The sequence below is a fragment of the Bradyrhizobium acaciae genome, assembly GCF_020889785.1.
GTDB classification, from domain to species: Bacteria; Pseudomonadota; Alphaproteobacteria; order Rhizobiales; family Xanthobacteraceae; genus Bradyrhizobium; species Bradyrhizobium acaciae.
The window spans coordinates 45,927-72,820 of record NZ_JACMYK010000021.1; the positions used below are offsets into that span (position 1 = coordinate 45,927).

Sequence of the window (26,894 nt, forward strand, 5' to 3'; positions counted from 1 at the left end):
GGTTTCAGACGATTGACTGGCCCGGTCCGTCCGGAGCCCGGCCGAACTTCTCGAGCAGTGCTGGAAACAGGCGGTCGGGCTTGAACGGTGTGCTCGTGAAACGGATGCCGGTCGCATCCGCAATCGCATTGCCCAGCGCTGCCGTGACCGGATTGTAGGGGCTCTCGCTCATCGATTTTGCGCCCATTGGACCAATCGTATCCGAAGTCTCGGCGAAATAGACCTCGGTACGCGGCACGTCGGCAAACGACGGAAGATGATAATCGCGAAACGTCGGGTTGATCACCCTGCCGCCATCGTCGATGATCAGCTCCTCGTAAAGTGCGGCACCGAGCGACTGCGCAACACCGCCTTCGATCTGGCCGCGGCACTGCATGGGATTGGCGACGCGACCGGCATCCGCGGCCTGCACGCTTTTGAGAATACGGACTTCTCCGGTGCCCTTGTTCACGGCGACGCGAAAGCCCTGCACGTTGAATGCGACCGAACGCGGCGTGCCGGCAGAATTGCCAATGCCGTGAAGCGTTCGTCCACTGGCTCTCGCCGCCCGAGCGAGTTCGAGGAATGACCGGCGTTCCGCTCCGCAGATTGCAGTCTCATTTTCGAGAGTGCAGGGAGCGGCACTGGCGCTGCTCAGCTCGGATGCGAATATCTTGATCGCGTCAGCGAGGTTCTCTGCGGCTGCTTGCGTCGCTCGCCCGGCGACAAAGGTGCCCGCACTGCCATAGGCGCCGGTGTCGTGGCCGCCCAGCGCAGTATCGGATTGCCGCAGGCTGATGCGATCGACGGTCGTCGCCAACGCCGTCGCTGCGAGCTGCCGATGTACGGTGCTGGTGCCGTTGCCAAACTCGGCGGTTCCTACCGTCAGCTCGAATCCGCCGTCGTCGCGGAGCGTGATCTTCGAATCGGAGAGATGTCCTGCCGGCGGCACGGTGTCGATCATGGTCAGCGCGATGCCCTCGCCGATCAGCCAGTCCTCGGAAAGGGCGTAGTGGGGGCGTTCCGCCGACAAAGCGCGCTCGACCAGGTCGATGCATTGGTCGAGCCCGTAGGAGCCGTACCGCACGTCGTGGTAGTTCGACGGCGGTGGCGACAGCATGGGATCGCCGGGCTTGACAATATTGCGACGACGCATCTCGAAGGGATTGATGCCGAGTTGCTTCGCCAGTTCGTCGATGGCGGCCTCGACGGCAAACAGCGTCTGCGGCAGGCCATAGCCGCGGAAAGCGCCGGCCGGTAGGGTGTTGGTATAGGCGGCGACCCCATCGACCTTCTTGTTCGGGCAGTTGTAGACGCTCATGCATTCGCTGACGGCGTGGAACAGCACGGGCCCCGCGTGATTGCCATAAGCTCCAGTATTCGAGAGCACGTCGAGCTGCAGCGCAGTCAGCATGCCTCGGCTATCAGCACCGGCCTTGACCGTGACGCGCATCGGATGTCGGGTCGACGTCGCGATGAACTGCTCCTCGCGGGTGAACTCGAGCTTGACCGGCCGGCCCGTGGCAATCGCAGCCAGCGCCAGAATATCCTCGACGAACATTTCCTGCTTGCCGCCGAAGCCGCCGCCCACGCGTTCGCAAAACACGCGCACGCTGTCGGGTGGACGATCGAAGATCTGCGCCAACGATCGCCGGGTCAGGAACGGCACCTGGGTGCTCGAGCGAACGTTGAGGATGCCGCCGGCATCGATCCAGGCAAGCCCGCCGTGGGTTTCCAGCGCTGCGTGCTGCACCCGCTGGGTGGTGAACGTGCCCTCATAGGTCGCGGCCGAGATTGCGAGCGCACCCGCGACATCGCCGAATTCGCCATGGGTTTCGGCGACGATATTGCGTGAGGCGTCGCTGACGCGGTGGATGTCGGCGCTCTTGCCGCCGTGAATGATTGGTGCGCCCGGCACGATCGCCAGCGCCGGATCCGTTACCGCTGGCAAGATGTCGTAGTCGACCTTGAGGCGGCGACAGCCTTCTTCGGCGGCCGCCTCATTTTCGGCGACGACAGCGGCGACCTTCTGTCCGACGAAGCGGACGATGTCGTCAAGCACGCGGGTGTCATCCGGATCCATCCACGCCCGTTCGTGCTGCGCCGTCGAGAACAGCCGATTCGGTGCGTCCCCGTGGGTCAAAACCGCATGGACGCCTGGAACCGCAAGTGCCGCCGTCTTGTCGATCGCGACGATCCTGGCGTGCGGGTGCGGCGAGCGCAGCAGCTTGATGTGCAGCAATCCTTCAAGCTGGATGTCGAAGGTGTAACGTGCCGTCCCGCGTACCACGAGCGGGCCGGCCGGTGCGGGGAGGCTGCGTCCGAAGGCGCTGCCGGCGGCGGCGTCCTCGACATTCGTCACGCCGTCGAACGCATCCTCGATCGAGCGATAGCCGGTGCAACGGCAGATATTGCCTTTCAGCGCAACGCCGAGCTCCTGACGCTGTGCCTGGTTCAGCGAGGCGCCGGTCAGGATCATGCCCGCGGTGCAGAAGCCGCATTGAAATCCCTGGGCATCCAGAAAGGCTTGCTGCAGCGGATGTGCACGTGTCTCGGACCCGAGGCCTTCGATGGTCGTCACCGCATGTCCGTCGGCGCGGAATGCCGGGATAACGCAGCTATGCACCGGTTCGCCGTCAAGCAGCACCGTGCAGGCACCGCAGTCGCCGGCGTCGCAGCCCTTCTTGACGCCGAAATGCCCGAGCTCGCGCAGGAATGTACGCAAGCATTGGCCGGGGCGGGGCGTCGCTGCAAAGGTCTTGCCGTTGATGTCGATGCTCATGGGCAGGTTCATGCGCCAGTTCATGGGCCGGTCGCGAGTTCGCGGCGGATCTCCTCGGCCAGGCGCAAGGTCATGTGCTTGCGCCACATCGGCCTGCCATGGACGTCAGCGTGGTACATGCTGTCCGCAATCTCCTGCAAGATGGTTGTGCGCAAAGCTTCGGGGCCGGGCAGGTCGGCGAAGGAGAGCTGGAACGGCCGCACCGTGGAAGCCGTTATCGTCAACCGCAGCACGCCGTTGCTGTCTATGCTCCCGATGAGGAGCGCCGCGGAGCGGCCGACCGGCGTCAGGGAAATCTGGCGAAAGACCGCGCGCCGCCGCAGCGCCGCAAGCGAAATATCGATCTGGCGCAACAGATCGCCGCTTGCGAGCACGTTCCGCTGATTGCCGGTGACAAAATCGGCGACCGGGACCTGGTACTCGCTGCCATCCGCGCGCCAAACTGTACAGATGCCATCAAGCGCCGACGCCAGTGCGATCATCGGCCCGGCCGGAAGCGACATGCAGATATTGCCGCCGACGGTCGCGGTCTTCCAGATCTTGAAGGACGCGAGGAAGGCGCGGCAGCACTGGCCGATTAGGGGAGCTGCGATCCAGTCCGGCGGGCAGGCGAAGCTGTCGAGTTGCGCCACCGTGCAGGTCGCCGCGATGCCGAGGCGATCATTACCAATGGTCAGCGCGGGCCATCTGAGGTCGGTCAGGTCGATCAGGCGATGGAGATCCGCCTGCGGCTCGGAAAACAGCCAGGTGCCGCCCGCAAGCCACGCATCGCCTGCCGTCCAAACGGGCAATTGACCCCGCGTCCGCGGCCGAACCACGTCTCTGATCGTGTTCAGATCCATCGCGATTTCAGCGCCTTCTCCGTGTTATGTGTTCGGGTAGGGACTCCTGCAAGACTGACGCCAATTGTGGGGCGATCCTTGCAAGCGAAGCCAAGGCCGACAATTGGAGATGATGGTTGGAATCATGGCTCAAACGCAACCGATCTGGATCAAGGATCCACTTTCCATCCTGGCCGACGGGGCCGAGCGCGGCGTCGTGATCCAGGATGGCAAGATCGTTGAACTGGTCGGCCGCGGTCGCGAGGCCGCGACCGCCGATATGACGATCTTCGACGCCAGTGCCCATGTGGTGCTGCCGGGCCTGATCAACACCCATCATCATTTCTACCAGACGCTGACGCGCGCCGTTCCGGCTGCGCTCGATCGCGAGCTCTTTCCCTGGCTTCAGGCACTCTATCCGGTGTGGGCCAGGCTGACGCCGGACGCCTTGTCGCTCGGCGTCACCGTCGCGATGTCGGAATTGCTGCTGTCAGGCTGCACCACCACCACCGACCATCATTACGTGTTCCCCGCCGGGCTGGAACATGCCATCGACATCGAGGTCGAGGTGGCCAGACGGCTGGGCTTGCGCGTGTTGCTGACGCGAGGCTCGATGAACCTCTCGCAGCGCGATGGCGGCCTGCCGCCCGACAGCGTGGTTCAGGATGAAGACACTATCCTGGCCGACAGCGAACGGGTCGTCGCCCGGCACCATCAGCGCGGCGCAGATGCGATGGTGCAGATTGCGCTGGCGCCATGTTCGCCGTTCTCGGTGACCACCTCGTTGATGCGCCGGACCGCCGAACTTGCGGACAAGCTCGACGTTCGCCTGCACACTCATCTTGCGGAGACGGAGGACGAAAACAGATTTTGTCAGGAGACGTATGGTTGTCGCCCGCTGGATTATCTCGAGCAATGCGGCTGGCTCAATTCACGCACCTGGCTTGCCCACGGCATCCATTTCAACCCGGAGGAAATGGTGCGGCTCGGCAAAGCCGGGATGACGGTCAGCCATTGCGCCTGCAGCAACCAGGTCCTGGCCTCAGGCTGCTGCCCGGTCTGCGAAATGGAAGAAGCCGGGGTCGGAATCGGGCTCGGCGTCGATGGCTCCGCCTCCAACGACGAGTCGAACCTGATGCAGGAGGTGCGTGCCGCCTTCCTGGTGCAGCGGGCGCGTTATGGCGTCAATCGCGTCAGTCACATCGACGCGCTGCGATGGGCCACCAAGGGCTCCGCAGCCTGCGTCGGCCGGCCCGAGCTCGGTGAAATCGTGGTCGGCAAGGCGGCCGATCTCGCGCTCTTCAAGCTCGACGAGCTGCGCTTCTCCGGGCATGGCGATCCGCTGGCGGCGCTTGTGCTGTGTGGGGCGCACCGTGCCGACCGCGTCATGGTCGGCGGCCGCTGGACCGTCATCGACGGTGCGATTCCCGGGCTCGACGTCGCCGATCTGATCAGCCGGCACAGCGCTGCTGCCCGCGCCATTCAGGCCGGCTAAAGCATGATCCGGAAAAGTGCGAAGCGGTTTTCCGAAAAGATCATGCTCAAACAAAGGACTAAAGCGCGACGACGATTCAACCAAATCTCATCGCGCTTTAGGTTTCGGCGAGAGCGGGGCGTCGTCGATCGTCGGGTGGCTTGATCCTCCTCTGCAAGAGGAGGATCATTTCGGAGCGGCGGTCGCTTATTTGCCGGGAAGCTTGTCGTCGATGCCCTTGACGTAGAAGTTCATGCCGAGGATCTGATCATCCGCCAGATGATCGCCGCCCTTGCACTCGACGTCCTTGCCGTCCTGTGCGACGACGGGGCACTTGAACGGATGCAGCTTGCCGGCGGCGATGGCTGCCTGGGTATCCTCCGCCGTCTTCTTCACGTCGTCAGGCATGTTGGTGTAGGGCGCCATTTCGAACATCTTGGTCTCGAGGCCGCCCCAGGTATCGCCGGATTTCCAGGTGCCGTCGAGTTCCGCCTTCACCCTCTCGATATAGTAGGGTGCCCACGTGTCGAGGATCGAGGTCAGCTGGGCCTTCGGGCCGAACTTGATCATTTCGGAGTCCTGGCCGAATGCGAGCTTGCCGCGCTCGCCTGCGATCTGCATCGCGGCCGGCGAGTCGGTGTGTTGCATGATGATGTCGGCGCCCTGATCGAGCAGCGCCTTCGCAGCATCGGCTTCCTTGCCGGGATCAAACCACGAGTTCACCCAGATGATCTTCACCTTGATATTGGGATTGACGGTCTGCGCGCCGATCATCGTCGCGTTGATACCCGAGACGACTTCGGGAATCGGGAACGAGCCGATATAGCCGAGCACGCCGGCCTTGGACATTTTGGCTGCGATTTCTCCCTGGATGTAGCGGCCCTGGTACCAGCGCGCCGAATAGGTGGACATGTTCTTGTCGCGCTTGTACCCCGAGCAATGCTCGAAATGCACGTTCGGATACTTCTTCGCCACCTTCAGCGTGGGGTCCATGTAGCCGAACGACGTGGTGAAGATCAGCTTGTTTCCGGCGCGGACGAGCTGCTCGACCGCGCGCTCCGCGTCGGGACCCTCGGGAACGTTTTCGAGAAAGGTTGTCTCGATCTTGTCGCCGAACTCCTTCACCACGGCCTGCCGCGCAAGCTCGTGCTGATAGGTCCAGCCGAGATCGCCGACCGGCCCGAGATAGATGAACCCGACCTTCAGCTTGTCAGCGGCGATCGCGCTGCTCGTGACGCCTCCTGCCAGCAGAAGTGCGGCGGCGGCCGCAAGCAAATTCTTCTTCATCGTGATGTCCTCCAAACAGTGGGGTGAACAGCAATTTTTGGACGGCACCCCCCAATCGCGCCGGTCCGGAAATCCAATGTCAGCGATCGGGAACGAAGACGGTGCCGAGCGCTGCAGGCGCCGTTGAACCGCCGGTTCGCGCGCGCGACAGCAGCACCAGCACGATCACGGTTGCGAGGTAGGGCAGCGACGACATGAACTGGGACGGAATGCCGATTCCGGCGCCCTGTGCATGTAGCTGCAGGATCGTCACCGCGCCGAACAGATAGGCTCCGATCACCAGCCGACCGGGCCGCCAGGAGGCGAACACGGTCAGCGCAAGCGCGATCCATCCGCGGCCCGCGGTCATGCCCGGAATGAAGAATGGCGTGTAGGCGAGCGGCAAATAGGCGCCGGCAAGCCCTGCGCAGGCGCCGCCGAACATCACGGCGTACATTCGGATCCGCAGGACGGGGTAGCCCAGCGCGTGTGCCGACACGTGGTTGTCGCCGCAGGCACGCATGATGAGCCCGGCCCGCGTCCGGTACAGAAACCACCAGACCGCCGCGATCAGCGCCAGCGAGAGATAAACGAATCCATCTTCGCCGAACAGAATACGGCCAATCAGCGGAATGTTGGTGATGAAGGGGATATAGAGATGGGGCGCCGGTGTGATCCGCTCGCCGACGAAGCCGGCGCCGATCAATCCCGACAGGCCGATGCCGAAGATAGTGAGCGACAAGCCGGTAGCGACCTGGTTGACCGCCAGCCCGAGCGCCATTCCGGCGAACAGCAGCGACATCAGCGTACCGGCGACCATTCCGCAGAGCGCGCCGACGATGATCGAACCGGTCAACCATGCGCCGCCGAAGCCGCAGGCCGCACCGACGATCATCATTCCTTCGACGCCGAGATTGAGCACACCAGAGCGTTCGGTCACCAGCTCGCCTGTTGCCGCCAGCAACAGCGGCGTCGATGCCGCCAGCACCGACAGGATGATCGCTTCAATGAGTTCCACGTGCGACCTGCGGAGCCGAGAAGATGATGCGGAAGCGATAGAGAATGAGGGAATCGCAGGCGAGCACGTAGAACAGCAGAACTCCCTGGAAAACCTTGGTGACGTCCAACGGGATTTTCATGGCAATCTGCGCCTGCTCGCCGCCGATGAAGGTGAGTGCGAGAAACAGCCCTGCAATTAGTATTCCAACCGGATTCAATCGTCCGAGGAATGCAACGATGATCGCGGTGAAGCCGTAACCTGGCGAGATGCCGGGCTGGAGGTGGCCGACGGGCCCCGCGACCTCGATGATCCCGGCCAGCCCCGAGAGCGCGCCGGAGATTGCAAATGTCAGCAGGATCAGCTGGTTGGCATTGAATCCGCCGAATCGGGCCGCGCGGGGTGCAGCACCCACGACGCGGATTTCGAAGCCCTTGATCGTCCTGCCGAGCAGCACGGCGCCGGCAGCGACCACGATGAGCGCGAGGATCGAGCCGAGATGCAGCCGGCCTCCCTCGATCAGCGTCGGCACCGTCGCGACCGGGTCGAACTCGGCCGTGGTCGGGAAGTTGAAGCCTTGCGGATCACGCCAGGGCCCGCGCACCAGATAGTCGAGCAGCAGGTCCGCCACATAGACCAGCATCAGCGAGGTCAAGATCTCGCTGGCGCCGAACCTGACCTTGCAGATGGCAGGGATCAGCGCATACAGCGCGCCAGCGATGGCGCCGAGCAGCAGCATGGCAGGCAGCACCCAGTGGCCGGCCTCGGTGCCCTGCGTCTTCACCGCAATCCAGCTTCCGGCGACCGCCCCCATCAGGAATTGTCCCTCGGCGCCGATGTTCCAGGCATTGGCGAGATAGCAAAGCGACAGGCCGATCGCGATCATCACCAGTGGTGTCGCCTTCACCGCGATCTCCTGCAGCGAGTAGCCGTCGGCGAGCGGCGCAATGAAATAGACATAGAGCGCCAGGATCGGATTCTTGCCCATGACCGCGAACAGGATCGTCATGGTCACGATGGTGAGGCCGATCGCGATAAGGGGCGAGATCAGTGCAACGGTCCTGGACCGCTCGGCGCGTTTCTCAAGTACCAGCTGCATGCGCCTGCTCCGTTGCCTCGAGGCTGCTTCCGCCCATCAGCAGGCCGAGCTTCTCGCGGCTTGCTTCCGCGGTCGGCAGCGGCTCCGACAAACGACCGTGAAACATCACCGCAATGCGGTCCGAAATTTCGATGAGCTCGTCGATATCCTGGCTTGTCACCAGCACGGCGGCGCCGCCGGCGGCGAGATCGAGCAGCGCCTGGCGGATCACCGCGGCCGCGCCGGCATCGACGCCCCAGGTCGGCTGGTTGACGACCAGCACGGCTGGATTGCGCAGGATCTCGCGGCCGACGATGAACTTCTGAAGGTTGCCACCGGAAAGGCTCGCGGCCTCCGGATCGCGTTTCGCCTTGCGCACGTCGAAGGTCTCGGTCGTGCGATCGACGGCATTCAGCGTGGCGGCGGTGTTGACGAATCCGTGCAGCACCATGTTGCCGGCGACGTGACCGGTGAGCAGCGCATTCTCCGAAAGCCGCATGCGCGGAGCGGTTCCGTGGCCGAGCCGCTCCTCGGGGACAAAGGCTGCCCCGAGCTTGCGTCGCCGGCTGATCGAGAGGTGTCCCGCGGCGATTCCTTCGATGACGACGGTGCCGGGGTCCTTGGCCAGCCGCTCGCCCGAAAGTGCCGCGAACAACTCGTCCTGTCCGTTCCCGGCGACGCCTGCAATTCCCAGGATTTCACCGCCCCTGAGCTCAAGCGAGATTCCCTTGAGGTGCACGCCATGGGGATCGTCGGGTTCGAGGTTGAGATCGATGATCGCGAGCCGCGGCACGGTGATCTGGCGGGTCGTCGCCGGCTTCACTTCCTTGATCTCGGTGCCGACCATCATGCGGGCGAGCGAGGCGGCGGTCTCCGCCTTGGGATTGCAGGTCGCGACCTTCTTGCCGTTGCGCAGGATGGTGGCGGTGTCGCACAGCTTTTTCACCTCTTCCAGCTTGTGGCTGATGTAGAGAATGGCGCGTCCTTCGCTCTTGAGGCGCTCCAGCACGACAAACAGCTGGTCCGCTTCCTGCGGTGTCAGCACCGCGGTGGGCTCGTCCAGGATGAGGAATTTCGGATCCTGCATCAGCGCACGGACGATCTCGATGCGCTGACGCTCTCCGACCGAGAGCTGCCAGACCTCGCGTTTCGGATCGAGCGGAAGCCCGTAACTGTGGGACACCCGCTCGAGCCGTGCGGAAATCTCCTTGAATGATTCCTTGCCATCGAGTCCAAGCGCGACGTTCTCTGCGACAGTGAGATTGTCGAACAGCGAGAAGTGCTGGAACACCATGCCGATGCCGCGAGCGCGAGCCTGCGAAGGACCGGACAAGACCATGTTCCGGCCTTCCCAGCGCAATTCGCCTTCGCTCGGTTGAACCAGACCGTAGATGGTCTTGACGAGAGTGGATTTGCCGGCGCCGTTCTCGCCGAGCAATGCATGGATCTGCCGCGGCCAGATATCGAGATCGATCTTGTCGTTGGCGAGAAACGTACCGTACCGCTTGGTCAAGGCGACCGTTTGCAGCAGCGGTGTGGCACTTGTGTGCTGCCCGGCGGATGTCGTGTCTCGCATCCCAGGATATCGCCTGTCAGGAGAAGGAGCAGCAATACTGGGCCAGTTTTGGAACATGCGTAAGTAGCAAAAAACGCCACCGGTTGCTTAAGCCTTCGGCACGCTTGAGCTTTCCATGGTTGCACGGGGCCGCCCGAGCGGCGCCGCAGGACAGCGCATCACCCGGCACGGCGGCAAGGAGTGTTGCAAGATTGTAACTGTCGAGCCAATTCGAAATGGCGATAGGCAGCGGTGACGCAAAGTTGAGCAGGGTCGCCGGAGCGCGCTGCGATGACGTGTTGGCGCGCCAACGGCGAATTTCGCGCTGCGCCGAAATGTCTCAGATCGCTAGCAATGACGGGCATAATTTGAAAAATCCAAAATCTGTCGGCGCAGATTTTTGGCGGGCCGAGCTTTGCGAAAACCAGCCAAGCCGGACCGATCTTGCAGAGCATGCTGATCAAACACGCGTCACGAGGTGGAAAAAGTTCAGGCTTCCCGTTCGAGCGGAAGCGGCGTCACGTTCCAGCGTCAGCACGAATTCCGTTTGCTTCACTCTGGGGGTCTTTCGCGATGTTCAATATCCGCCGTATATTATCAGCCGCCGCGCTAGCGCTGGGACTGATGCCGGCCGCCAATCTTGCAAGCGCCGCCGATCTTCCGGTCAAGGCGCCCAAGCCGGCGGCCGACCTGCCATTCTTTCTGGTCATCGATGATCGCGTGACCTATTCCTACATTTTTTCCGGCACCGATCCCGGCGTCTTTTCAGTCCGTCCGGACGGCAGCATCAATGGAAAGACCGCAAAGCAGGTCTACTCGTTCACGCATTTCGACATCTGGGCCTATGGCCAGAACTTCTTCACGATCTCGATGTACAAATCGGATCACAACGACCCCGCGTCGCCATGCTCGAATGTCGGTGTGACCATCACCGGAGCTCCGGCAACCTGCGCCGGCGCCACCGAGATTTACGGCCTGTTCCGTTCCACCTTCGGCTGGAATCAGATCTTCAACACGAAGGCGTTCAGCATGGGGCCGCTGAACAACATCTCGTTCGAAGTCGGCATGGACGCCAACACGGAGAACAACTTCCTCGCGCCGGCCAAGCGCGACGTCGTCGCCGGTCTGCAGTTCGAGTTCAACCTTCCCTACAAGGGCTACATCAACGTGTCGCCGTTGATGTACTACGAGTTCGCCAATCACAACGCGTTCGATCAGTGCGGTCTGTTTGGCCCCGGCGTGCCCGGCGTGACCTGCCTCACCGACGGCAATACCAAGTTCAAGCCGACCTGGGCCGTCGAGGTGAACTACTACATGGATCTCGGCTTCCTGCCTGAGAACATGCAGTACTTCTCGATCAGTGGCCGCGCCGGCTGGTACGGCAAGAAGGGCACCGAGAACGAGCCGATGGCGTTCAATCCGGTCACCAACATCAATACGGCGGTGGAGCTGAACTCCGAGCCGATCCGTCTGACCTTCGACGCCAGCAAGGCGTTCTGGGGTCCGAAGTACTCGCACTTCGTGGACGTCTGGGTCGCCTACCGCTACTGGCAGAACAAGTTCGGCCTCGACCACGCCAAGAGCACCGTCTGTAACGTCGCCCCGGGCGTCAGCAACAATTCCTGCACGGAGGAATCGCTTTATTCCGGTATCTCGGTGAAGTTCTGATCCACCCAGGCCGTTCCAACGGGTGGTCCTGATGGCGCCGCGATGACCCCGCGGCGCCATTTCTCCTGTCGAGCGACAAGGACGGCGCCGCAAGAAGTCAACCTGTTTGCCATACGCCGTGATGCAGGGCCGCGGCCTCCGCCTCGAGCTGCGGCCCGACGACCTCGGTCGAGCGTTGTCCGCTGCGAAAAACCTCACGGCAGGGCAGATCGAGCGTTGGATTCTCGGCGTGATCGCCGGTGAGCTCGCGCAGAGCATGCTCGCTGAGGCCGTAGACGACACGGCCGATGCCCGCCCAGTAGATCGCGCCCGCACACATGGCGCATGGCTCGGCGGAGGAGTAAAGCGTCGCCCCCTTCCGCACGTCGGCGGGAAGCGTCAAACAGGCCTGCGTCGCCAGCAGCCGCTCGGCATGCGCCGTGCCGTCGCGCGAAGGCATGAAGCCGTTTTCGGCTTCCAGCAGGATGCGACGGTCGCGGCCGACCAGGACGGCACCAAAGGGATGGTTGCCGTGGGCGAGCGCGCGGCGCGCCACGTCGAATGATTGGCGCAGAAAGTGCGTGTCGACGTCCTCCTGGCTCAGTGCTGAAATGTCGATCATAGAGGATGCCACCATTTCAAGGGACTGCGCTTGCGGGATTTCGGCCTACGCCTGCCGATCCGATCGTGCCCTGCTGCCAAGCGTCCGAGAGTTGATGACGCTCGTCAAGCAGTATTCGTGGCACGGATCGCGCCCGTGAAGCGGTTGAGACTCTGTCCGCGTGCCCGACAGGTGCTGCCGAAGCGGGAGTTCGCTCGAGCTGTGAGAATGACCGTTCGCATCGATCGCGCAGTCACATGAGCAGGGCCAAAATGAAACAGCCGATTGGTTCTTGTTGTTCGGATCCGCTATCGAAACGCAGGAGCCGCAGGCGAAACCCATTTCCGGCTGTAGCTCAAGCGGTGGGCATTGATCTGGGCGCATCGAAAATACGCTAATTTACAACCGGGATTGACTGACACTCTCTCCGCCGCCCGACGCCTTCAGGCCAACAAGGTCGAGATGTCGATCCTCTTGCGATGAACGCGGGGGGCGCGGGCGCGTGTTGGCCTTGCCCACACGGTAGCTGCGCACGCGATCGCCCCGTGGATGTCGGGGTGCCGCCTATCAGCGTCTCGCGGCAAAACAATATCGGCGCCCCTTTGGGGCGCCGATATGCAGGCCTAACTCCTCGGCTTGCCCGGCTACTGCCGTGCAAGCCGCTCGCTGTCTTGCGCCGCTGGAGCCACTGCTCCCTGCGGCCTCATTTTTCCTTCAGGGGCTCGACACCCTCGTCGCGAACCGCCTGGAGACTGTGCGGGTTGAGGTCAAGCGCACGGAGGATGGTCGGCGCGATCTGGGTGGTGAAGCTCACGTCCTCGACGACCTTCGGATGCTTGATGCGGGGCGAAGAGAGCAGCAGCAGCACGTTCCGATCGTCGTTGGAGAAGCCGCCATGCTCGGCGAGCTTGCTGCCGCCGGTGCAGATCACGCCATGGTCGGTGAGCGCGATGAAGTCCGGCACCCGGCTGTTGTGGAACGGATCTTCGTAGAGCTTGGTCAGTTCGTCGCGGTCGAGCAGCTTCTGGATATGCAGGTCGGCGGCGTGGGCCAGGATGTAGGCCTTGGCGTCGGCATAATAGGGATTGCCGGTCGCCGGGTTGGTCGCCTGCTGCAGCTCCGGCGACAGCCAGACCAGCGCCGCGTCGTCGCAGATCTCGAAGCCGTTGGTGCCGAAACCGGGCGTGTTGCTGTACAGCGCATCGGAGATCGCCACGCGGTCCTTGGCGTCGATCGGCGACTGACCGTGCTTGGCGCTGACGATGATCAGCGTCGAATCGTAGAGGTTCTGCGCCTTGAGTTCGTTGACGAACTTGCCGAGCGCGTCGTCCACGAACTGGAATTGCAGCGTGAGCGCGTTGCCGGGCGTCGCCTTGCCGTCGGCATAGCCGCCGACCAGCGACTTGTCGGTATCCGCATGACCGGCCTTGGCGAGCTTCTGGCCGACGCTGACCGCCTGGAAGTTCATGCCGAAGATCGCGGGCACCGGCTGACGCTGCGTGCGCATGCCATCATAGCCGTCGATCCAGTTCAGCACCGCCTTCACCTTCAGCGAGTCGTAGGAGCGGACGCCGGTGAAGCTCTTGGTGTAATCGTCGCCGGGCTGGGCGCCGGGGTCGATCGTGTCCTGCGAATTGATCTCCGGCGTGAAGAGCTCGTCGAGGCCCTTGCCCGACGGGCCCGCCAGGTCCTCATAGGCAGGATGCTTGTCGGACCAGGCCGTCCGCATTCCGGCCTCCTTGATGACCTCGAAGATCGTATTGGTGCGCACGTAGTCGTGCGGATAGACCGGCACGCACTTCCCGTTCACCAGCTTGCGCTGCATGTGGTCCGGATCGAGCTGCGTGTAGACCTGACCGAGCGTGCCGCCGGCAGTGTAATCGGCGACCAGTCCGCTGGAGTAATCGTAGGTCTTGTCGAGCGCTTCGAAGTTGGTGATCTCGGTTCCTGCCGGGCTCACGCAGCCGGGATCGGGAAGATTCTGGCTGGTATAGAAGGCCTTGGCGGGATACTCGGTGCGATCATAGCTGTCGTCATAGAACAGGCCGCCGCCCTTGGGCGTGGCGCCCGTGACCTGCGCGAGCATGCCGGGAAAGCTGTCGGACGGCGCGGTGGTGTAGGCGTTCGGATAGACGACGCCCTTGCCGGTGAGCTGGGCGAAGTTGCCGCCGGGGCGGCTTTCGACCCAACGCTTCAAATCAACGGCGTGCATGCCGTCGACGCTGATCAGCAGGACATGCTTGTAGCCATGCCGCTGCGAATGATCGTTGTCATCATCCGCGTGCGCGACGGCGACGCCGCAAGCGAGCATGGCCGCCGCGATCGCGGCAGTCGACATGCAAGAGTTACGAAAACCACTCATGAGTTCGCCCCTGTCTATTTTCGGTAAGTTGGAATCGCCAGCGCCGGTCGCGACAACTTGTCGCGGTCAATTGACGGTGGGATGACGTTTTCTTGCGAGTTCGATGACCCGCGGTCGGGGCTGACCGGCATCCGATGATCGCTGGAGACACGCTGACCCGGTAACGCGGCGCGACGGCAGGGTTTTGCCGTTCGGCCGCCAAGTTTGCAGCCGCCTGCTACTTTGCATGGGGTTGTTTTCGATATTTTTGTTGAGAGCGGCGGCGACCCCGGGCGGACGCGGGTCACTCGGATCGAGCGGCTTCTTGCAAATGCCGCTTGATCGCGGCGTCGAGCTCGTTGGGATGATCGATCTGGGGCAAGTGCCCGGCGTCGGGAATGATCGCCAGCCGGCAATCGAGCATCGCCGCGAGCTTCGTCATCGGCTGCACCAGCAGGTCGGATGCACCCACGATCATCGTCAGGGGCACTCGCAGCCGCTTCACGCCGTCGAGATAGGCGAGGGACTGGATGGCGCGGGCGCAGCCGATGAAGCCTTCGGGAGCGGTCTCGTTGATGCAATCGAGCAGTGCGGCGGCGATCTCCGGATGCGCCTCGAGAAAGGCGCGTCCGAACCCTCGCTCGGCGGTCGGCGACCGCCCCGAGGAGACCGTCGCAAATCCGTGAAAACACCTCCTTCTGTTAACCTTTGATTAACCATGCGGTCCGATTGTTAACCATTCGACAAGACAACCGAGTCAGGGGCGATGGACGCAACTCAACAGGTCGCACGTCAGCAGGTCCGCATGCGCGGCCGCTCCTATGTTGCGTTCGTTTTCTCGCCGGTCGTGCCGGTCGTATCCTGGCTCGCCGAGATCGACGCGACGCTGGGGAAGTCGCCGGGCTTCTTCACCGGCAAGCCTGTGGTGCTCGACCTCGCAGCGGTCGATCTCAGCCAGGCCGCGATCGCGCATCTGGTCGGCAGCCTCGCTGAACGCAACATCCGTATCCTCGGCATCGAGGGGGTCGACGAATCCAGGCTCGGCGCCAACATGCCGCCGCTTCTGACCGGCGGCCGCGCCTGCGCGATCACCCATGTCGAGCCGCAGAAGCCGCAGCCGCAGGAAAAAAACAAAGACAAGGACAAGACCAAGCTGCCGTCGCTGCTGCTGGAGAGCCCGGTTCGCTCCGGCCAGTCGATCGTGTTCGCCGAGGGCGACGTCACCGTGCTCGGCTCGGTCGGCTCCGGCGCCGAGATCGTTGCCGGCGGGTCGATCCATGTCTACGGCACGCTGCGCGGACGCGCGATGGCCGGCATCAACGGCAATTCCGCGGCCCGGATCTTCTGCCAGAGGATCGAGGCCGAGCTGCTCGCCATCGACGGCTACTACCAGACCGCAGACGACATCGGCGACAGCCTGCGCAACCGGCCCGCCCAGGCGTGGCTCGAGGGCGAAATGCTGCGCATCACACCATTGAACTGACCGACTGACTACAAGGAGAGAGAGAATGGCCAAGGTTTTGGTCGTGACGTCTGGGAAGGGCGGGGTCGGCAAGACGACCTCAACTGCCGCGCTTGGCGCGGCACTCGCGCAAATGGGCCAGAGCGTCGTCGTCATCGATTTCGACGTCGGCCTGCGCAACCTCGACCTCGTGATGGGCGCGGAGCGGCGGGTGGTGTTCGACCTCATCAATGTGGTGCAGGGCGTCGCCAAGCTGCCGCAGGCCCTGATCCGCGACAAGCGGCTGGAAAACCTCTGGCTGCTGCCGGCGTCGCAGACCCGCGACAAGGATGCGCTGACCGAAGAGGGCGTCAAGCGCGTGATCGACGACCTCAAGACCAAGTTCGACTGGATCCTGTGCGACAGCCCGGCCGGCATCGAACGTGGCGCCACGCTCGCGATGCGCTACGCCGACGAGGCCATCATCGTTACCAATCCGGAAGTGTCGTCGGTGCGCGACTCCGACCGCATCATCGGCATGCTGGACTCCAAGACCGCCCGCGCCGAGCGCGGCGAGCGGGTCGAGAAGCATCTGTTGGTCACCCGATATGATGCCGGCCGCGCCGCACGCGGCGAGATGCTGTCGATCGACGACATCCTGGAAATCCTTGCCACGCCGCTGCTCGGCATCGTCCCGGAAAGCCAGGACGTGCTGCGCGCCTCCAATGTCGGCTGCCCGGTCACGCTGAACGCTGCAAGCAGCGCGCCGGCGCGGGCGTATACCGACGCGGTGCGGCGCCTGATGGGCGAAGCGGTCGAGATGACCGTGCCGGTCGAACGCAAGGGGTTGATGGATCGGCTGCTGCGACGGAGGGCGGCATGATGAACGTAATGCGGCTGTTCGGCGGCCGCGCCGCATCGGCGCCCGTCGCGCGGGAGCGGTTGCAGATCCTGCTTTCGCATGAGCGCGGCAGGACCGGCGCGCCCGACCTGCTGGAGATGCTCCGCTCGGAAATCCTGAGCGTGGTCTCCAAGCATATCGACGTCGATCCTGACAAGGTCGTGGTTCGGATGGACCGGGGCAAGTTCGTCTCGATGCTCGAGGTCGACATCGAAGTTCCCAATGGCGTGCAGCGATCAAAGATGGTGGCGGCCACATGACGGCAGACAGCGACAGTCACATCGCCTGGCAGCGCGCGCAGCTCAAGAAGCTGCGCGCGGCGTTGAAGGCGGTCGAGGTCGATCAGCTCGGCAAGGCCAATTGCGGCCGCGCGACGCAGATGACGATCGACGAATTGCAGCGCAAGATCGGCGAGTCAGGCCGCTGCATCGCCGAATACGAGCGCCGCACCCGTCGCCCGCTGGCGACCGATCTCGGCAGCCTCGCCAGCGTCAGCTGGACGCATTGGAACGCCAACATGCCGACGGCCAAGGCACCGCGCCATCGCGCGTGAGCGGACCATCTCGTTCGTCGTCATTGCGAGGAGCTTGCGAAGCAATTTTGCGCTGAAGCGACGAAGCAATCCATGCTTCAACGTGTGCGGCACGATGGATTGCTTCGCTTCGCTCGCAATGACGTGGAGAGGTCGGCGGTCTACAGCAAGAACGACAGCGCCGCCTCGCACTGGTCCTCGATCTTGAGCGTGAGCAGCTCATCGGCGCGGGTGCGGCCGAGGTTGACGGCGGCAATCGGCAGGCCGCGCTGCTCCGCCATCCGGACGAAGCGAAAGCCGGAATAGACCATCAGCGAGGAGCCGACGACGAGCAAGGCATCGGCCTGCTCGAGATGCGCCTGCGCCGATGCGACCGTATCGCGCGGCACGTTCTCGCCGAAGAACACCACGTCGGGTTTCAGCACGCCGCCGCAGGCCTCGCAGGCCGGCACCATGAATGACGAAAAATCCTGTTCGAGATCGGCGTCGCCGTCCGGCGCGTCAGTGGCATCGAACGCGAGCCAGGCCGGATTTTGCTGCGCCAGTTCACCCTGAAACTCCTCGCGCGGCATCGTCGCGCCGCAGCCGAGGCAACGGACGACATCGAGCCGCCCGTGCAGGTCGATCACGCGCTGGCTGCCCGCGGCCTGGTGCAGGCGGTCGACGTTCTGGGTCAGCAACAGCTCGCAACGGCCCTGTTGCTCGAGCTTGGCCAGCGCGCGATGCGCACCGTTCGGCATCGCGCGGCCGAACCGCCGCCAGCCGACCATGCTGCGCGCCCAGTAGCGCTGCCGCGTTGTCGCCTCGCCCAAAAAGGCCTGGATCGTCACCGGCCGCGTCCGCTTCCAGTTGCCGTCGCTGTCGCGATAATCGGGAATGCCCGAATTGGTGCTGCAGCCGGACCCGGTCAGGACAAACAAGCGCTGGTGGCCGGCGACGAAATCCTCGAGGGCGGGGTGCTGCATGGGAGCACATCTAGTGTGGCGCGCACGGCTGCACCAGATGTAGGGCCTGTCGCGCAAGGACCTTTCACGTCGCCTCTGCGTTGACGGCATGGCACTTCCGACGGGTGATCGATGCGGCCAAAATTCATCGTCGTTGTTTGCTGGCTGATGTCCCTGCCACTGTCGCCGTCACATGGCGAGGATGCGGGCGTTTCCGGCGAGCAGGCATTCAACAATTCCTGCCGCACCTGTCACACCGTCAAGGAGGGCGACAACCGCGCCGGCCCGAACCTGCACGATATCATCGGCCGCAAGGCCGGATCGGTCGCGAAGTTTCCCTACTCGGAGGCGATGAAATCATCCGGCATCGTCTGGGATGAGAGCACGCTGCTGCGCTTCATCGAGGATCCCGAGGCCGTGGTGTCGGGCAACGGCATGAAGCCCTATACCGGCGTCCGCTCGGCGGAAGATCGCGCGAAGATCGTGGCCTTCCTGAAATCCCCCGGGAAGTGACTGTTGGAGGAATGCCGGCCTCATTTTGCCGGCAGGACGAAGACCTGGCCGGGATAGATCAAATTGGGATTGCGGATCTGCTGCGAGTTGGCCCGATAGATCACGGCATAGCGCTGCCCGGCGCCCAATGCGCGCTGGCTGATCCGCCACAGACTGTCGCCACGGGCCACGGTGGTCGTGGTGATCTTCGGCACAATCACCGCGGAGGGGGAGCTCGCATCGGATGCGTTTGCGGTCGTCGCCGCCGCGAGCTGTGGGGTGGCCACGCCTGCACGCGTGGACGACGCTGCCGGCGCCGGGATTGATGCCGTCGTCGTCGCGTCCGGAACGTTGAACGGCACCTCGGCACGCGAGCGCACCTTGCCTGAGCTGGCATCGACCTCGTCAAGCCGGACCTGGTAGTCGCCCGCCGTCACGCCCTTGTTGATCGTGACCGAGAGGCGCCCCTCCTGGTCGGCCGTCGCCGACGTGATCAAGCTGCCGTTCAGATAGAGCCTGACGGTCGCGCCGGGCGTTGCCTGACCGCTCACATGGAGCTTGCCGCCCGGTTCGGTCTCGACCGCCTCGATGGCCATCTTCCCGGCAGCTGATGCCGCTGCCGCGGGTTGCGACAGCACCCGGACGGGCTTGTCCGGCGCCATCAGCGCCACCATCGGGCGCTCCCTTGCCGCAGCCTCGAGCGCGACCGCGACGCTCTGCTTCGAGGTCACCTGCTTGCCGTCACGCGTGATGCGCAGGGTCAGGTCATGGTTTCCCGGCGGAAGCGGGCGCGGGACCATGACGAACTGGCCGGATTTGTCCGCCACCGCGCGATCGTACACCTCGCCATTGCGCAGCAATTCCACCGTCGCGTCGGGTAGCGCCCGACCGGCGACAACGGTCTCGCCGGTCGGCTCGACGCTGACGACATCGAACTCCGGCAGAGCGTCCGCGCCCGGTGCGGGCGACGGCCCGGCGAGCGCGTTGGTCAGCGCCGCTGTCTCGGTTTGTGCCTTCGCCAGTGCAGTCTGGTGCTGGTCTCGCGCGGTAGCCGCCGGCGCCGATGGCGCCGTCGCCATCAAAGGCGTGCTCGCGCCCAGAATTTGCTGGGTACGGTGAATGCCGAATACGAATGCCGCCGTGCCGCCGGCCGCAAGTGCCAGCAACGGTACGACCAGTTTCATCGCCGTGGCGTTCATGACCGTCATCCGCGGATCAACGTCCCCGCGCGTTCGCGCGCGCCACCCACGGCCCGGTGGGGGCATAGGAGAGACTGCGCCCGTTTGCCCACCCCATCAAGTCGGATGAAAGGATTACTCCCCGGGGCAGCGCGGCCGACCGGGCAGCTCATCGCCATTCCGCGACATTGACGGCAAGCGCCGCGGCGCCCACGAGAACCAGGCTGACCGCCCAGACCGTCTCAAGATTGAACCAGCTCCGCGCAACGAATCTCACGCCGAGATAGCGATAGACCAGCCAGGCCAGCAGGCCGCCGGCGCCGAGCATGGCGGCGGTGTGGACGAGTGCGACCAGCAGCGCCATCGCCAGGTTCTGGTCGATGACGCGCGCTGCCGCGGCGTGGCCATCATGCGCTGACGATGTCGCGCAGAGGCCGAGATAGATCGGCAGCAGCATCAGGCCTGCGCCATGTGCAATCGCCACCGCGAACGACCAGAGCGCCAATCTGGCCGGCGATATCCGCGCCAAAGCGCGCGGATGACGGCGATCGATGAGACGGATGAGGCCGAAGCCGATGACGACGATGCCGGCCGCGATCTGGATCGGGCGCTGCCATTCCGTCAGTGCGATCAACAGCGCGAACGGCAGCAGCACCAGCAGCATCGCTGCAAGGTGGCCCGTCGACAGCGGCAGCAGCGCGCCGAGGAGGGCGCGCGGAGATTTGTCCATCAGGCCCGCGGAAACCGCCAGCGGCCAGCCCATGCCCGGATTGATGCCGTGAAAGAGGCCGCTTGCGATGATCGCGAGCCATAGCCAGAGTGCCGTCGTATCGACGTCACTCAATGTCAGACCGACGGATAGCAGAACGAATCCGTCGAACAGTCGCCGCCCTCGAGGCGGATTTGATGCGGTCGATAGCCCTCCGGGAAATCAACGAAATAGTCCTTGGCGAGTTCGAGCCCGCCGTTGGCGCCGACATTGGCCATGACCTCGGCGCCCGGCATGCCATCGGGATAGAACTGGTCGTCCCAGGTCGAATAAAGCGAGTTGGTCCAGTACACCCGCTTGCCGTCGCGGCTGATCTCGACCATCTGCGGGCCGCCGGCAAACGCTTTGCCGTTCGGATGCGGCGTGCGGCGGGCGATGCCGCCGATATGCACCGAACCGGCAAGCTTCGGCTTCCTTGGATCGCGGACGTCGTATTGGCGCATTTCGCCGGTGCCCCAGCAGGAGACATAGAGGAAGCGGTCGTCCATCGACAGGTCGATATCGGTCACCAGCGGCGGCACGGCACCGAACCCCTGCAACAGCGGCGGCAGCTTCTCCTTCGGCGCCGGCTCGGGCGGTATCGTCGCGGTCTTTTCGGCATGGAATTTTCCGCCCTCGCGCCACCAGGTCCAGATCGAGGCTTCGAGGTTGGTGGTGTCGACGACGACGCCGACAAAGCCGTACTCGCGGATCGGATCGTGCGCGGGCCTGACTTCGAGCGCCATCTGGTGGTTGGCGCCGAGGTCGATGGTCTGCACGTTGCGCCGGGCGCGCAAATCCCAGAAATGCAGCCGATGACCGTATTTGTTCGCCAGCAGATCCTCAGGCACGATGCCGTTCTCGAACTGCGGCGGCAGTGCCCACTCGCTCGACACCATGTAGTCGCGCGGCAGATTCCACCAGAAATCATAGTGCAATGTCTGCGGCCCGCGGTCGATCTCCCAGCGGCCGAGCACGTCGAAGGTCTCGCAATCCATGATGAAGATGCCGGGCGGTCCTTGCGTGCCGTCCTTGCCGCCGCCGCCGAGGGTGGAGACATAGATGCCCTCAGGCCCGCAATGGATGGTGTGCGGCCGCGAGTAGCCGGTCTTCTTGAACACCTCCTCCGGCTCGATGATCTTGTGGATCTTCGCTTCGAGCGGCGAGGGCTTGGTGTCGATGATGTAGATGCGCGACGACCGCAGCCCGGGAATGACGAGATAGCGCCGCTCGATGAAGGCATGTCCGGCCAGCGGAGACAGTGCAGAGGAGCACGCGTTCCAGCCGAAGTGATGGAACTCGTCGCCCTTGTTCGGCATCGTCACGGTGTGGACGATCCTGCCATAGGTCTTCGAGCCCGGCTTGACGTCGATCACCGCGAGCGCGTCGGGCTTCTTGAAGTCGGGACTGAGCAGCAGCGTATAGGCGAAGTGCTCCGGCGGCGCCTCCATCGCAAGCTTTGGCGAGGCGTGAAACGTGGGGTCGGGTCGCATCGTCATGACGTCCTCCCGGTTCTGTCGGCCTGTCGCCAACGTCGGGTCGTTCGCAGCGTTGCAATGGTCTGAATAAGGCGGCCTGGCACTCCGCTGGACGCGAGGTTGGCTGCGGACAGCTTACGGCATGATCCGCCTTCCGGAAACACGCGCGCATCCACTTGGGCTGTGGCGTTCCGCCACGAATTCGTGAGCCGAATCACACTTGGGGTTGCCGGCCGCGCCGCCCCGACGCTCGCCGCGTCGGCATCCATGTCCGCAAGTTGTGAAGCGAGACCGCTGCCGCTCGTGGTATATGCGTTGCGCGAGCTGATCATGGCAGGGGCGGGAACATGCAGGCAGCCGATCTCGTCGTCGGGTTTTCGTCACGGACCATGGCTGCGGTGGGCGCGCTTGTCCTGCTCACATCGCTTCATTCCGGTGTAGCCCATGCGCAAGGCGCCGAGCCGGTGTGGCCGACGGCTCAGTGGGAAACCTCGACGCCGGAGCAGCAGGGCATGGACTCGGCGGCGCTGGCAAAACTGGTGGCGACCGGCACCGCGCGCAGCTTCGACAGCCTGCTGGTGACGCGCCATGGCCGTATCGTGCTCGATGCGTATTACGCGCCCTTCACCGCCGACATGCCGCACGCGATCAACTCCTCCACCAAGGCGGTGGTCGCGACGCTGCTGGCGATCGCCTACAAGGATGGTCTGCTGGATCGTCTCGATCATCCCATGCTGGATTTCTTTTCCGATCGCAGCAGCATTGCCAATCTCGACGAGCGCAAGAAGGCGATCACGGTCCAGCATCTGCTCAACATGACATCGGGCCTCGACTGGGACGAGGGGTTCGAAGGTGGCCGGGAGCTGTCGCTGCGCGACATGGGAAAGAGCGCGGACTGGGTCCAGTTCATCCTGGACCGCCCGATGGCGCATGCGCCGGGCGAGGTCTTCTACTACAACAGCGGCGGCTCGCATTTGCTGTCCGCGATCGTCACCAAGCTCACCGGCAAGAACACCGCCGACTATGCCGAGGAGCGACTGTTCGGCCCGCTCGGCATTGCCCAGCCGTTCTGGCGGCGGGATCCGCAGCGGCTCCCGATCGGTGGATTCGGCCTCTCGATGCGGCCCCGCGACATGGCGAAGATCGGCTATCTCTATCTGCGCAACGGCGAGTGGGCGGGCAAGCAGCTGCTGCCGGCGGATTTTCTCGATGCCGTCAACCATGCCAGCATCGACATGCATTCGCGGTTCGATCCGTCGCGGCGCTACGCCAACCAGTTCTGGGCCATCCCCGACAAGCACATCTACATGACGGTGGGCTATCATTGCCAGGTGATCATGATGTTGCCGGAGCGGGACATCGTCGCCGTCATGACGGCGAGCAATTTCTGTTCATTCGGCAAGCTGGCCGACGAGATTTCCGCGGCCGTCAAAGCCGACGAGGCTTTGCCGGCCGATGCAGCCGCGGCCGAACAGTTGGCAAGTGCGATCGCCGACGTCTCCACGGAGAAGAGGGAACAGGTCGGCGCGACGCCCGCGATTGCATCTGCGATTTCGGGCCGGACCTACAAATTCCCCGACAACGACCTGGGCATCAAAACGCTGACGCTGTTCCTTGCCGACGAGAACCCGCGCTACGTCGTGGAGACGAACGCGGGCGATCCCGCGCGGCGCCATCTCGACGGGCCGATCGGTCTCGACGGCCTCTATCGCAAGAGTGCCGCCAGCTTCCTCGGTCTGCGCGCCGTCAAAGGCGCTTGGATGGACGAGCGGACCCTTGTCGTCGACCTCCAATATGTCGGGCTCGGTGACGCCTGGACATGGACGCTCACCTACGACGGCGACAAGGTCGCGCTGCACGGCAAGGCGAGGGATGGGCGCGAGGGATCGGCGGAAGGAGTGGCTGGCGGTTGAAGCACGACGCGCGACATTCGCTCGCCTACGTTTGTTCAAAACTCCAGCGCCGCAGGAGCGGCAGCGGCAATTCTGGCTCGGATCGATCAGGTCGATGTTGGCCCTCGCGCCGCTGTTCCGCTGATTTGCCACAGCCCTTTATGGATATCGAATTTCACCAGGCCATCGTCCCGCATTTTCAGCAGCAGAGTCTGACAGGCTTCCTCATTCGCGACGTTGGCGCGTCGCATGATTTGGTAGACCTTGAGCGGCTTTTCGCGCAGCGCACTCAGGATTTTTTCTCGATCGTTCATCGCGACCGGACCCCGCGGTTACCGAAGCGCTTCCTCACTGAGAGTACGAAAGCTGATCTTCCGTCACAACGCGCTCGACGTTGTCCGATTTGCTCTTGATGCGGTATCGAAGTCGCCCATCTGCTTCGATCGGCATGCACTGAACGATGGTATAGAGCATCGGCCGATCGGCCGCCGCGCGGCCTTGCGGCCCCTGAGGCTGGTGCCGAACGTCCTCATTCAACTTGTAGACATGCGACATGTGTTCACCTCTATGATTTAAGGGCTGCCCTAGCGCAGACTGTGCCGCTCCGCAATGGACCTATGGCCTTTTGTCTTCGTCGCGCAAAAGCCTGATCGTTGCCGTGCGTGCTGCATCAGACTCGCGGGAAGGCGCAGGAGAGCGTAAGCGACATTGACCGAATATGCTTCAAATAGCCATTGAATATCTTCTCGGAATATCTTCGTGGCTTGCAACAAGGGCTGCAGGAGGTTGCCGGATTGCCATTTGATCTCGGGAGGCGGATGCTCTCGGCTGCGGGCACAAGGGAGAGCAGCATGAGCAAGGCAGGCCTCGATAACCGGCACCGTAACAAGGACGGCGAGATCAGCAGCAAGTACGGGGGCACGCTGCTCGGTACCTTGCGCAAGGTTTACGGCCCGAATTTCGCCGCGGGCTATCCCGGAACCGAGAAGTTGAGCGACGTCCTTCTTGCTCTGAACGAGACGTCACTGAGCCAGCTCCGCCGCGATCATGAGACCGGCCATCTGGGGCACAAGATCGCCAACGCCTCCAAATAGGCCGCAGCTCTCTCAAAATTCCAGCGCCGCATTGTCCACCACCTCCTTCATCACGAAGAAGGTGCGGGTCTGGCGGACGCCGGGCAGCGCGATCAGCTGGTCGCCATGGATGCGATTGAAATCCTCCATGTCGCCGGCGCGGATCTTGAGGAAGTAGTCGAAGTCGCCGGCGACGAGGTGGCAGTCGAGCACGCATTTGAGTTTCGCCACCGCCTGCTCGAAGCTCGCGAAGCTTTCCGGTGTCGAGCGGTCGAGCACGACGCCGACCATGACCAGCGTGCCCTTGCCGAGCCTGCGCGGCGCCACCATGGCGCGGACGCTGCTGACATATCCCTCGTCGAACAGCGCCTGGGTCCGGCGATGACAGGTGGCGGGGCTGACGCCGACCTGATCGGCCAGCTCGGCATTGCTGAGCCGGCCGTTCTTCTGCAGCAATCTCAACATCTTGAGGTCGATGCGGTCGAGCCGGGCGGACATGGAAGAATCTCTCGCTGCTTGCCGATTTCGTGAAAGAAAGCATATCACTATCGCCAAATCTGGCAATCTTCGGCGATATGTTGGGTCGAGTTAGAGAGCACCTTTCGTCCGTGTGGTGCTAGGTGTGGCCGCCGTTCCAGACCACCAAAGAGGATGCCAGCATGCTGGAGAAGTTCGCGCGCTATCCGCTCACATTCGGGCCGACTGCCATCGAGAAGCTCGATCGGCTGTCAAAGCATCTCGGCGGCAAGGTCGAGCTCTATGCAAAGCGCGAGGATTGCAATTCCGGGCTCGCCTTCGGCGGCAACAAGCTGCGCAAGCTCGAATACATCATCCCCGACGCGATCGCCTCCAATGCCGATACGCTGGTCTCGATCGGCGGCGTGCAGTCGAACCATACGCGCATGGTTGCGGCGGTTGCAGCCAAGATCGGCATGAAGTGCCGGCTGGTGCAGGAAAGCTGGGTGCCGCATGAGGACGCCGTCTATGACCGTGTCGGCAACATCCTGCTCTCGCGCGTGATGGGTGCCGATGTGCGCCTGGTCGACGATGGCTTCGACATCGGCATCCGCAAGAGTTGGGAGCAGGCGATCGAGGAGGTGAAGGCGGCGGGCGGCAAGCCTTACGCGATTCCGGCCGGCGCTTCCGTGCATAAATATGGCGGGCTCGGCTATGTCGGCTTCGCCGAAGAGGTGCGCGCGCAGGAGCGCCAGCTCGGCGTCAAGTTCGACTACATCGTCGTCTGCACGGTGACCGGCTCGACCCATGCCGGCATGCTGGTCGGCTTCGCCGCCGATGGGCGCGCGCGCAACGTGATCGGCATCGACGGTTCGTTCACGCCCGCACAGACCAAGGCGCAGGTGCTGTCGATCGCGCAGAACACCGCCAGGCTGGTCGAGCTCGGCCGCGACATTGTCGAGGATGATGTCGTGCTGATCGAGGACTATGCCTATCCCGCCTATGGCGTACCGTCGGAAGAGACCAAGGAGGCGATCCGCCTCAGCGCCCGGCTAGAAGGCATGATCACCGACCCCGTCTACGAAGGGAAATCGATGCAGGGCATGATCGATCTCGTGCAGAAGGGCTTTTTCCCGGCCGGATCCAAGGTGCTCTACGCCCATCTCGGCGGCGCGCCGGCGCTCAACGGCTACGCCTACGCGTTCCGCAACGGCTGAG

At 63.7% G+C, this 26,894-nt stretch carries 26 protein-coding genes; 10 read left to right on the plus strand and 16 right to left on the minus strand.

The genetic code is table 11. The annotated features are described in order from the left end of the window. Positions 1 to 4: 4 nt before the first annotated feature. Together H8A92_RS11990 and H8A92_RS11995 are read right to left on the minus strand one after the other, a co-directional pair. A complete protein-coding gene (locus H8A92_RS11990) occupies positions 5 to 2,761 on the minus strand; it encodes a molybdopterin-dependent oxidoreductase (protein ID WP_229196016.1) in 2,757 nt (918 codons plus the stop codon). A gap of 20 nt (positions 2,762 to 2,781) precedes the next feature. Then, positions 2,782 to 3,603: an FAD binding domain-containing protein gene (locus H8A92_RS11995; protein WP_229195989.1), complete on the minus strand. Its 822-nt coding sequence runs from the start codon at positions 3,601 to 3,603 to the stop codon at positions 2,782 to 2,784. Positions 3,604 to 3,727: 124 nt separating this feature from the next. On the opposite strand from H8A92_RS11995, the gene H8A92_RS12000 reads away from it, so the two are divergent. Next, complete coding sequence (locus tag H8A92_RS12000; protein ID WP_229195990.1) at positions 3,728 to 5,077, plus strand: 8-oxoguanine deaminase; 1,350 nt, start codon at positions 3,728 to 3,730, stop codon at positions 5,075 to 5,077. 186 nt (positions 5,078 to 5,263) lie between these two features. On the opposite strand, the gene H8A92_RS12005 is transcribed toward H8A92_RS12000, so the two are convergent. The 4 genes from H8A92_RS12005 to H8A92_RS12020 all read right to left on the minus strand — a co-directional run bounded on the left by H8A92_RS12005 (position 5,264) and on the right by H8A92_RS12020 (position 9,973). After that, the gene (locus H8A92_RS12005; protein ID WP_229195991.1) at positions 5,264 to 6,343 is read right to left on the minus strand and encodes a BMP family ABC transporter substrate-binding protein; all 1,080 of its coding nucleotides are present in this window, start codon (positions 6,341 to 6,343) and stop codon (positions 5,264 to 5,266) included. Positions 6,344 to 6,422: 79 nt separating this feature from the next. After that, the gene (locus H8A92_RS12010) at positions 6,423 to 7,340 is read right to left on the minus strand and encodes an ABC transporter permease (RefSeq protein WP_229195992.1); all 918 of its coding nucleotides are present in this window, start codon (positions 7,338 to 7,340) and stop codon (positions 6,423 to 6,425) included. Further along, positions 7,327 to 8,418 carry an ABC transporter permease gene (locus H8A92_RS12015; protein WP_229195993.1) on the minus strand — a complete coding sequence of 364 codons (1,092 nt, stop codon included), beginning with the start codon at positions 8,416 to 8,418 and terminating at the stop codon, positions 7,327 to 7,329. Before H8A92_RS12015 ends, H8A92_RS12010 begins: the two co-directional genes overlap by 14 nt. Continuing rightward, positions 8,402 to 9,973 (minus strand): ABC transporter ATP-binding protein, encoded by a 1,572-nt coding sequence (locus H8A92_RS12020; RefSeq protein WP_229195994.1) that lies wholly within the window; start codon positions 9,971 to 9,973, stop codon positions 8,402 to 8,404. Before H8A92_RS12020 ends, H8A92_RS12015 begins: the two co-directional genes overlap by 17 nt. A gap of 552 nt (positions 9,974 to 10,525) precedes the next feature. Between H8A92_RS12020 and H8A92_RS12025 the strand changes: the two genes are divergently transcribed. Continuing rightward, positions 10,526 to 11,620, plus strand: a complete 1,095-nt coding sequence (locus tag H8A92_RS12025) for a hypothetical protein (protein WP_229195995.1) — start codon at positions 10,526 to 10,528, stop codon at positions 11,618 to 11,620. Positions 11,621 to 11,717: 97 nt separating this feature from the next. Here the strand turns inward: H8A92_RS12025 and H8A92_RS12030 are convergent, their stop codons facing one another. From H8A92_RS12030 to H8A92_RS41180, 3 genes are all read right to left on the minus strand, one after another. After that, positions 11,718 to 12,221, minus strand: a complete 504-nt coding sequence (locus H8A92_RS12030; RefSeq protein WP_229195996.1) for a nucleoside deaminase — start codon at positions 12,219 to 12,221, stop codon at positions 11,718 to 11,720. Positions 12,222 to 12,903: 682 nt separating this feature from the next. Next, a complete protein-coding gene (locus H8A92_RS12035) occupies positions 12,904 to 14,538 on the minus strand; it encodes an alkaline phosphatase family protein (RefSeq protein WP_229195997.1) in 1,635 nt (544 codons plus the stop codon). Between the two features lie 307 nt (positions 14,539 to 14,845). Continuing rightward, the gene (locus tag H8A92_RS41180) at positions 14,846 to 15,046 is read right to left on the minus strand and encodes an alpha/beta fold hydrolase (RefSeq protein WP_229195998.1); all 201 of its coding nucleotides are present in this window, start codon (positions 15,044 to 15,046) and stop codon (positions 14,846 to 14,848) included. Positions 15,047 to 15,307: 261 nt separating this feature from the next. On the opposite strand from H8A92_RS41180, the gene minC reads away from it, so the two are divergent. The 4 genes from minC to H8A92_RS12060 are packed head-to-tail and all read left to right on the plus strand — an operon-like array spanning position 15,308 to position 17,436. Then, entirely contained in the window at positions 15,308 to 16,024 is a 717-nt protein-coding gene (gene minC, locus H8A92_RS12045; RefSeq protein ID WP_229195999.1) for a septum site-determining protein MinC, read from the plus strand. Positions 16,025 to 16,049: 25 nt separating this feature from the next. Beyond that, positions 16,050 to 16,865 (plus strand): septum site-determining protein MinD, encoded by an 816-nt coding sequence (minD, locus tag H8A92_RS12050; RefSeq protein ID WP_229196000.1) that lies wholly within the window; start codon positions 16,050 to 16,052, stop codon positions 16,863 to 16,865. Next, positions 16,865 to 17,143 (plus strand): cell division topological specificity factor MinE, encoded by a 279-nt coding sequence (gene minE / locus H8A92_RS12055; RefSeq protein ID WP_229184872.1) that lies wholly within the window; start codon positions 16,865 to 16,867, stop codon positions 17,141 to 17,143. The genes minD and minE overlap by 1 nt, the downstream gene beginning before the upstream one ends. Further along, the gene (locus H8A92_RS12060; protein WP_229196001.1) at positions 17,140 to 17,436 is read left to right on the plus strand and encodes a hypothetical protein; all 297 of its coding nucleotides are present in this window, start codon (positions 17,140 to 17,142) and stop codon (positions 17,434 to 17,436) included. Before minE ends, H8A92_RS12060 begins: the two co-directional genes overlap by 4 nt. Before the next feature lie 140 nt (positions 17,437 to 17,576). Here the strand turns inward: H8A92_RS12060 and H8A92_RS12065 are convergent, their stop codons facing one another. Next, on the minus strand, positions 17,577 to 18,470 hold the full coding sequence (locus H8A92_RS12065; protein ID WP_420831313.1) for an NAD-dependent protein deacetylase: 894 nt from the start codon (positions 18,468 to 18,470) through the stop codon (positions 17,577 to 17,579). Positions 18,471 to 18,491: 21 nt separating this feature from the next. Here H8A92_RS12065 and H8A92_RS12070 point away from each other — a divergent pair, with 21 nt between their 5' ends. Next, on the plus strand, positions 18,492 to 18,872 hold the full coding sequence (locus tag H8A92_RS12070; RefSeq protein WP_338026532.1) for a c-type cytochrome: 381 nt from the start codon (positions 18,492 to 18,494) through the stop codon (positions 18,870 to 18,872). Between the two features lie 20 nt (positions 18,873 to 18,892). On the opposite strand, the gene H8A92_RS12075 is transcribed toward H8A92_RS12070, so the two are convergent. From H8A92_RS12075 to H8A92_RS12085, 3 genes are all read right to left on the minus strand, one after another. Further along, entirely contained in the window at positions 18,893 to 20,050 is a 1,158-nt protein-coding gene (locus H8A92_RS12075; protein ID WP_229196003.1) for a LysM peptidoglycan-binding domain-containing protein, read from the minus strand. A 148-nt stretch (positions 20,051 to 20,198) separates the two neighbouring features. Continuing rightward, positions 20,199 to 20,873, minus strand: coding sequence for a hypothetical protein (locus tag H8A92_RS12080; RefSeq protein WP_420831314.1), 675 nt, complete (start codon positions 20,871 to 20,873; stop codon positions 20,199 to 20,201). Between the two features lie 2 nt (positions 20,874 to 20,875). Continuing rightward, positions 20,876 to 22,276, minus strand: a complete 1,401-nt coding sequence (locus tag H8A92_RS12085) for a selenium-binding family protein (RefSeq protein WP_229196004.1) — start codon at positions 22,274 to 22,276, stop codon at positions 20,876 to 20,878. Between the two features lie 326 nt (positions 22,277 to 22,602). Here H8A92_RS12085 and H8A92_RS12090 point away from each other — a divergent pair, with 326 nt between their 5' ends. Continuing rightward, positions 22,603 to 24,168, plus strand: coding sequence for a serine hydrolase domain-containing protein (locus H8A92_RS12090; protein ID WP_229196005.1), 1,566 nt, complete (start codon positions 22,603 to 22,605; stop codon positions 24,166 to 24,168). An 86-nt stretch (positions 24,169 to 24,254) separates the two neighbouring features. Here H8A92_RS12090 and H8A92_RS12095 read toward each other — a convergent pair whose 3' ends face one another. Beyond that, complete coding sequence (locus H8A92_RS12095) at positions 24,255 to 24,461, minus strand: helix-turn-helix domain-containing protein (protein ID WP_163160007.1); 207 nt, start codon at positions 24,459 to 24,461, stop codon at positions 24,255 to 24,257. Between the two features lie 34 nt (positions 24,462 to 24,495). Then, positions 24,496 to 24,702: a hypothetical protein gene (locus H8A92_RS12100; RefSeq protein WP_229185455.1), complete on the minus strand. Its 207-nt coding sequence runs from the start codon at positions 24,700 to 24,702 to the stop codon at positions 24,496 to 24,498. Positions 24,703 to 24,998: 296 nt separating this feature from the next. Here H8A92_RS12100 and H8A92_RS12105 point away from each other — a divergent pair, with 296 nt between their 5' ends. Then, the gene (locus H8A92_RS12105) at positions 24,999 to 25,241 is read left to right on the plus strand and encodes a hypothetical protein (protein WP_229196006.1); all 243 of its coding nucleotides are present in this window, start codon (positions 24,999 to 25,001) and stop codon (positions 25,239 to 25,241) included. A gap of 12 nt (positions 25,242 to 25,253) precedes the next feature. Here H8A92_RS12105 and H8A92_RS12110 read toward each other — a convergent pair whose 3' ends face one another. Then, positions 25,254 to 25,718: an Lrp/AsnC family transcriptional regulator gene (locus tag H8A92_RS12110; protein WP_229196007.1), complete on the minus strand. Its 465-nt coding sequence runs from the start codon at positions 25,716 to 25,718 to the stop codon at positions 25,254 to 25,256. Positions 25,719 to 25,879: 161 nt separating this feature from the next. Here H8A92_RS12110 and H8A92_RS12115 point away from each other — a divergent pair, with 161 nt between their 5' ends. Then, positions 25,880 to 26,893 (plus strand): 1-aminocyclopropane-1-carboxylate deaminase, encoded by a 1,014-nt coding sequence (locus H8A92_RS12115; protein ID WP_163156395.1) that lies wholly within the window; start codon positions 25,880 to 25,882, stop codon positions 26,891 to 26,893. Position 26,894: the final 1 nt, after the last annotated feature.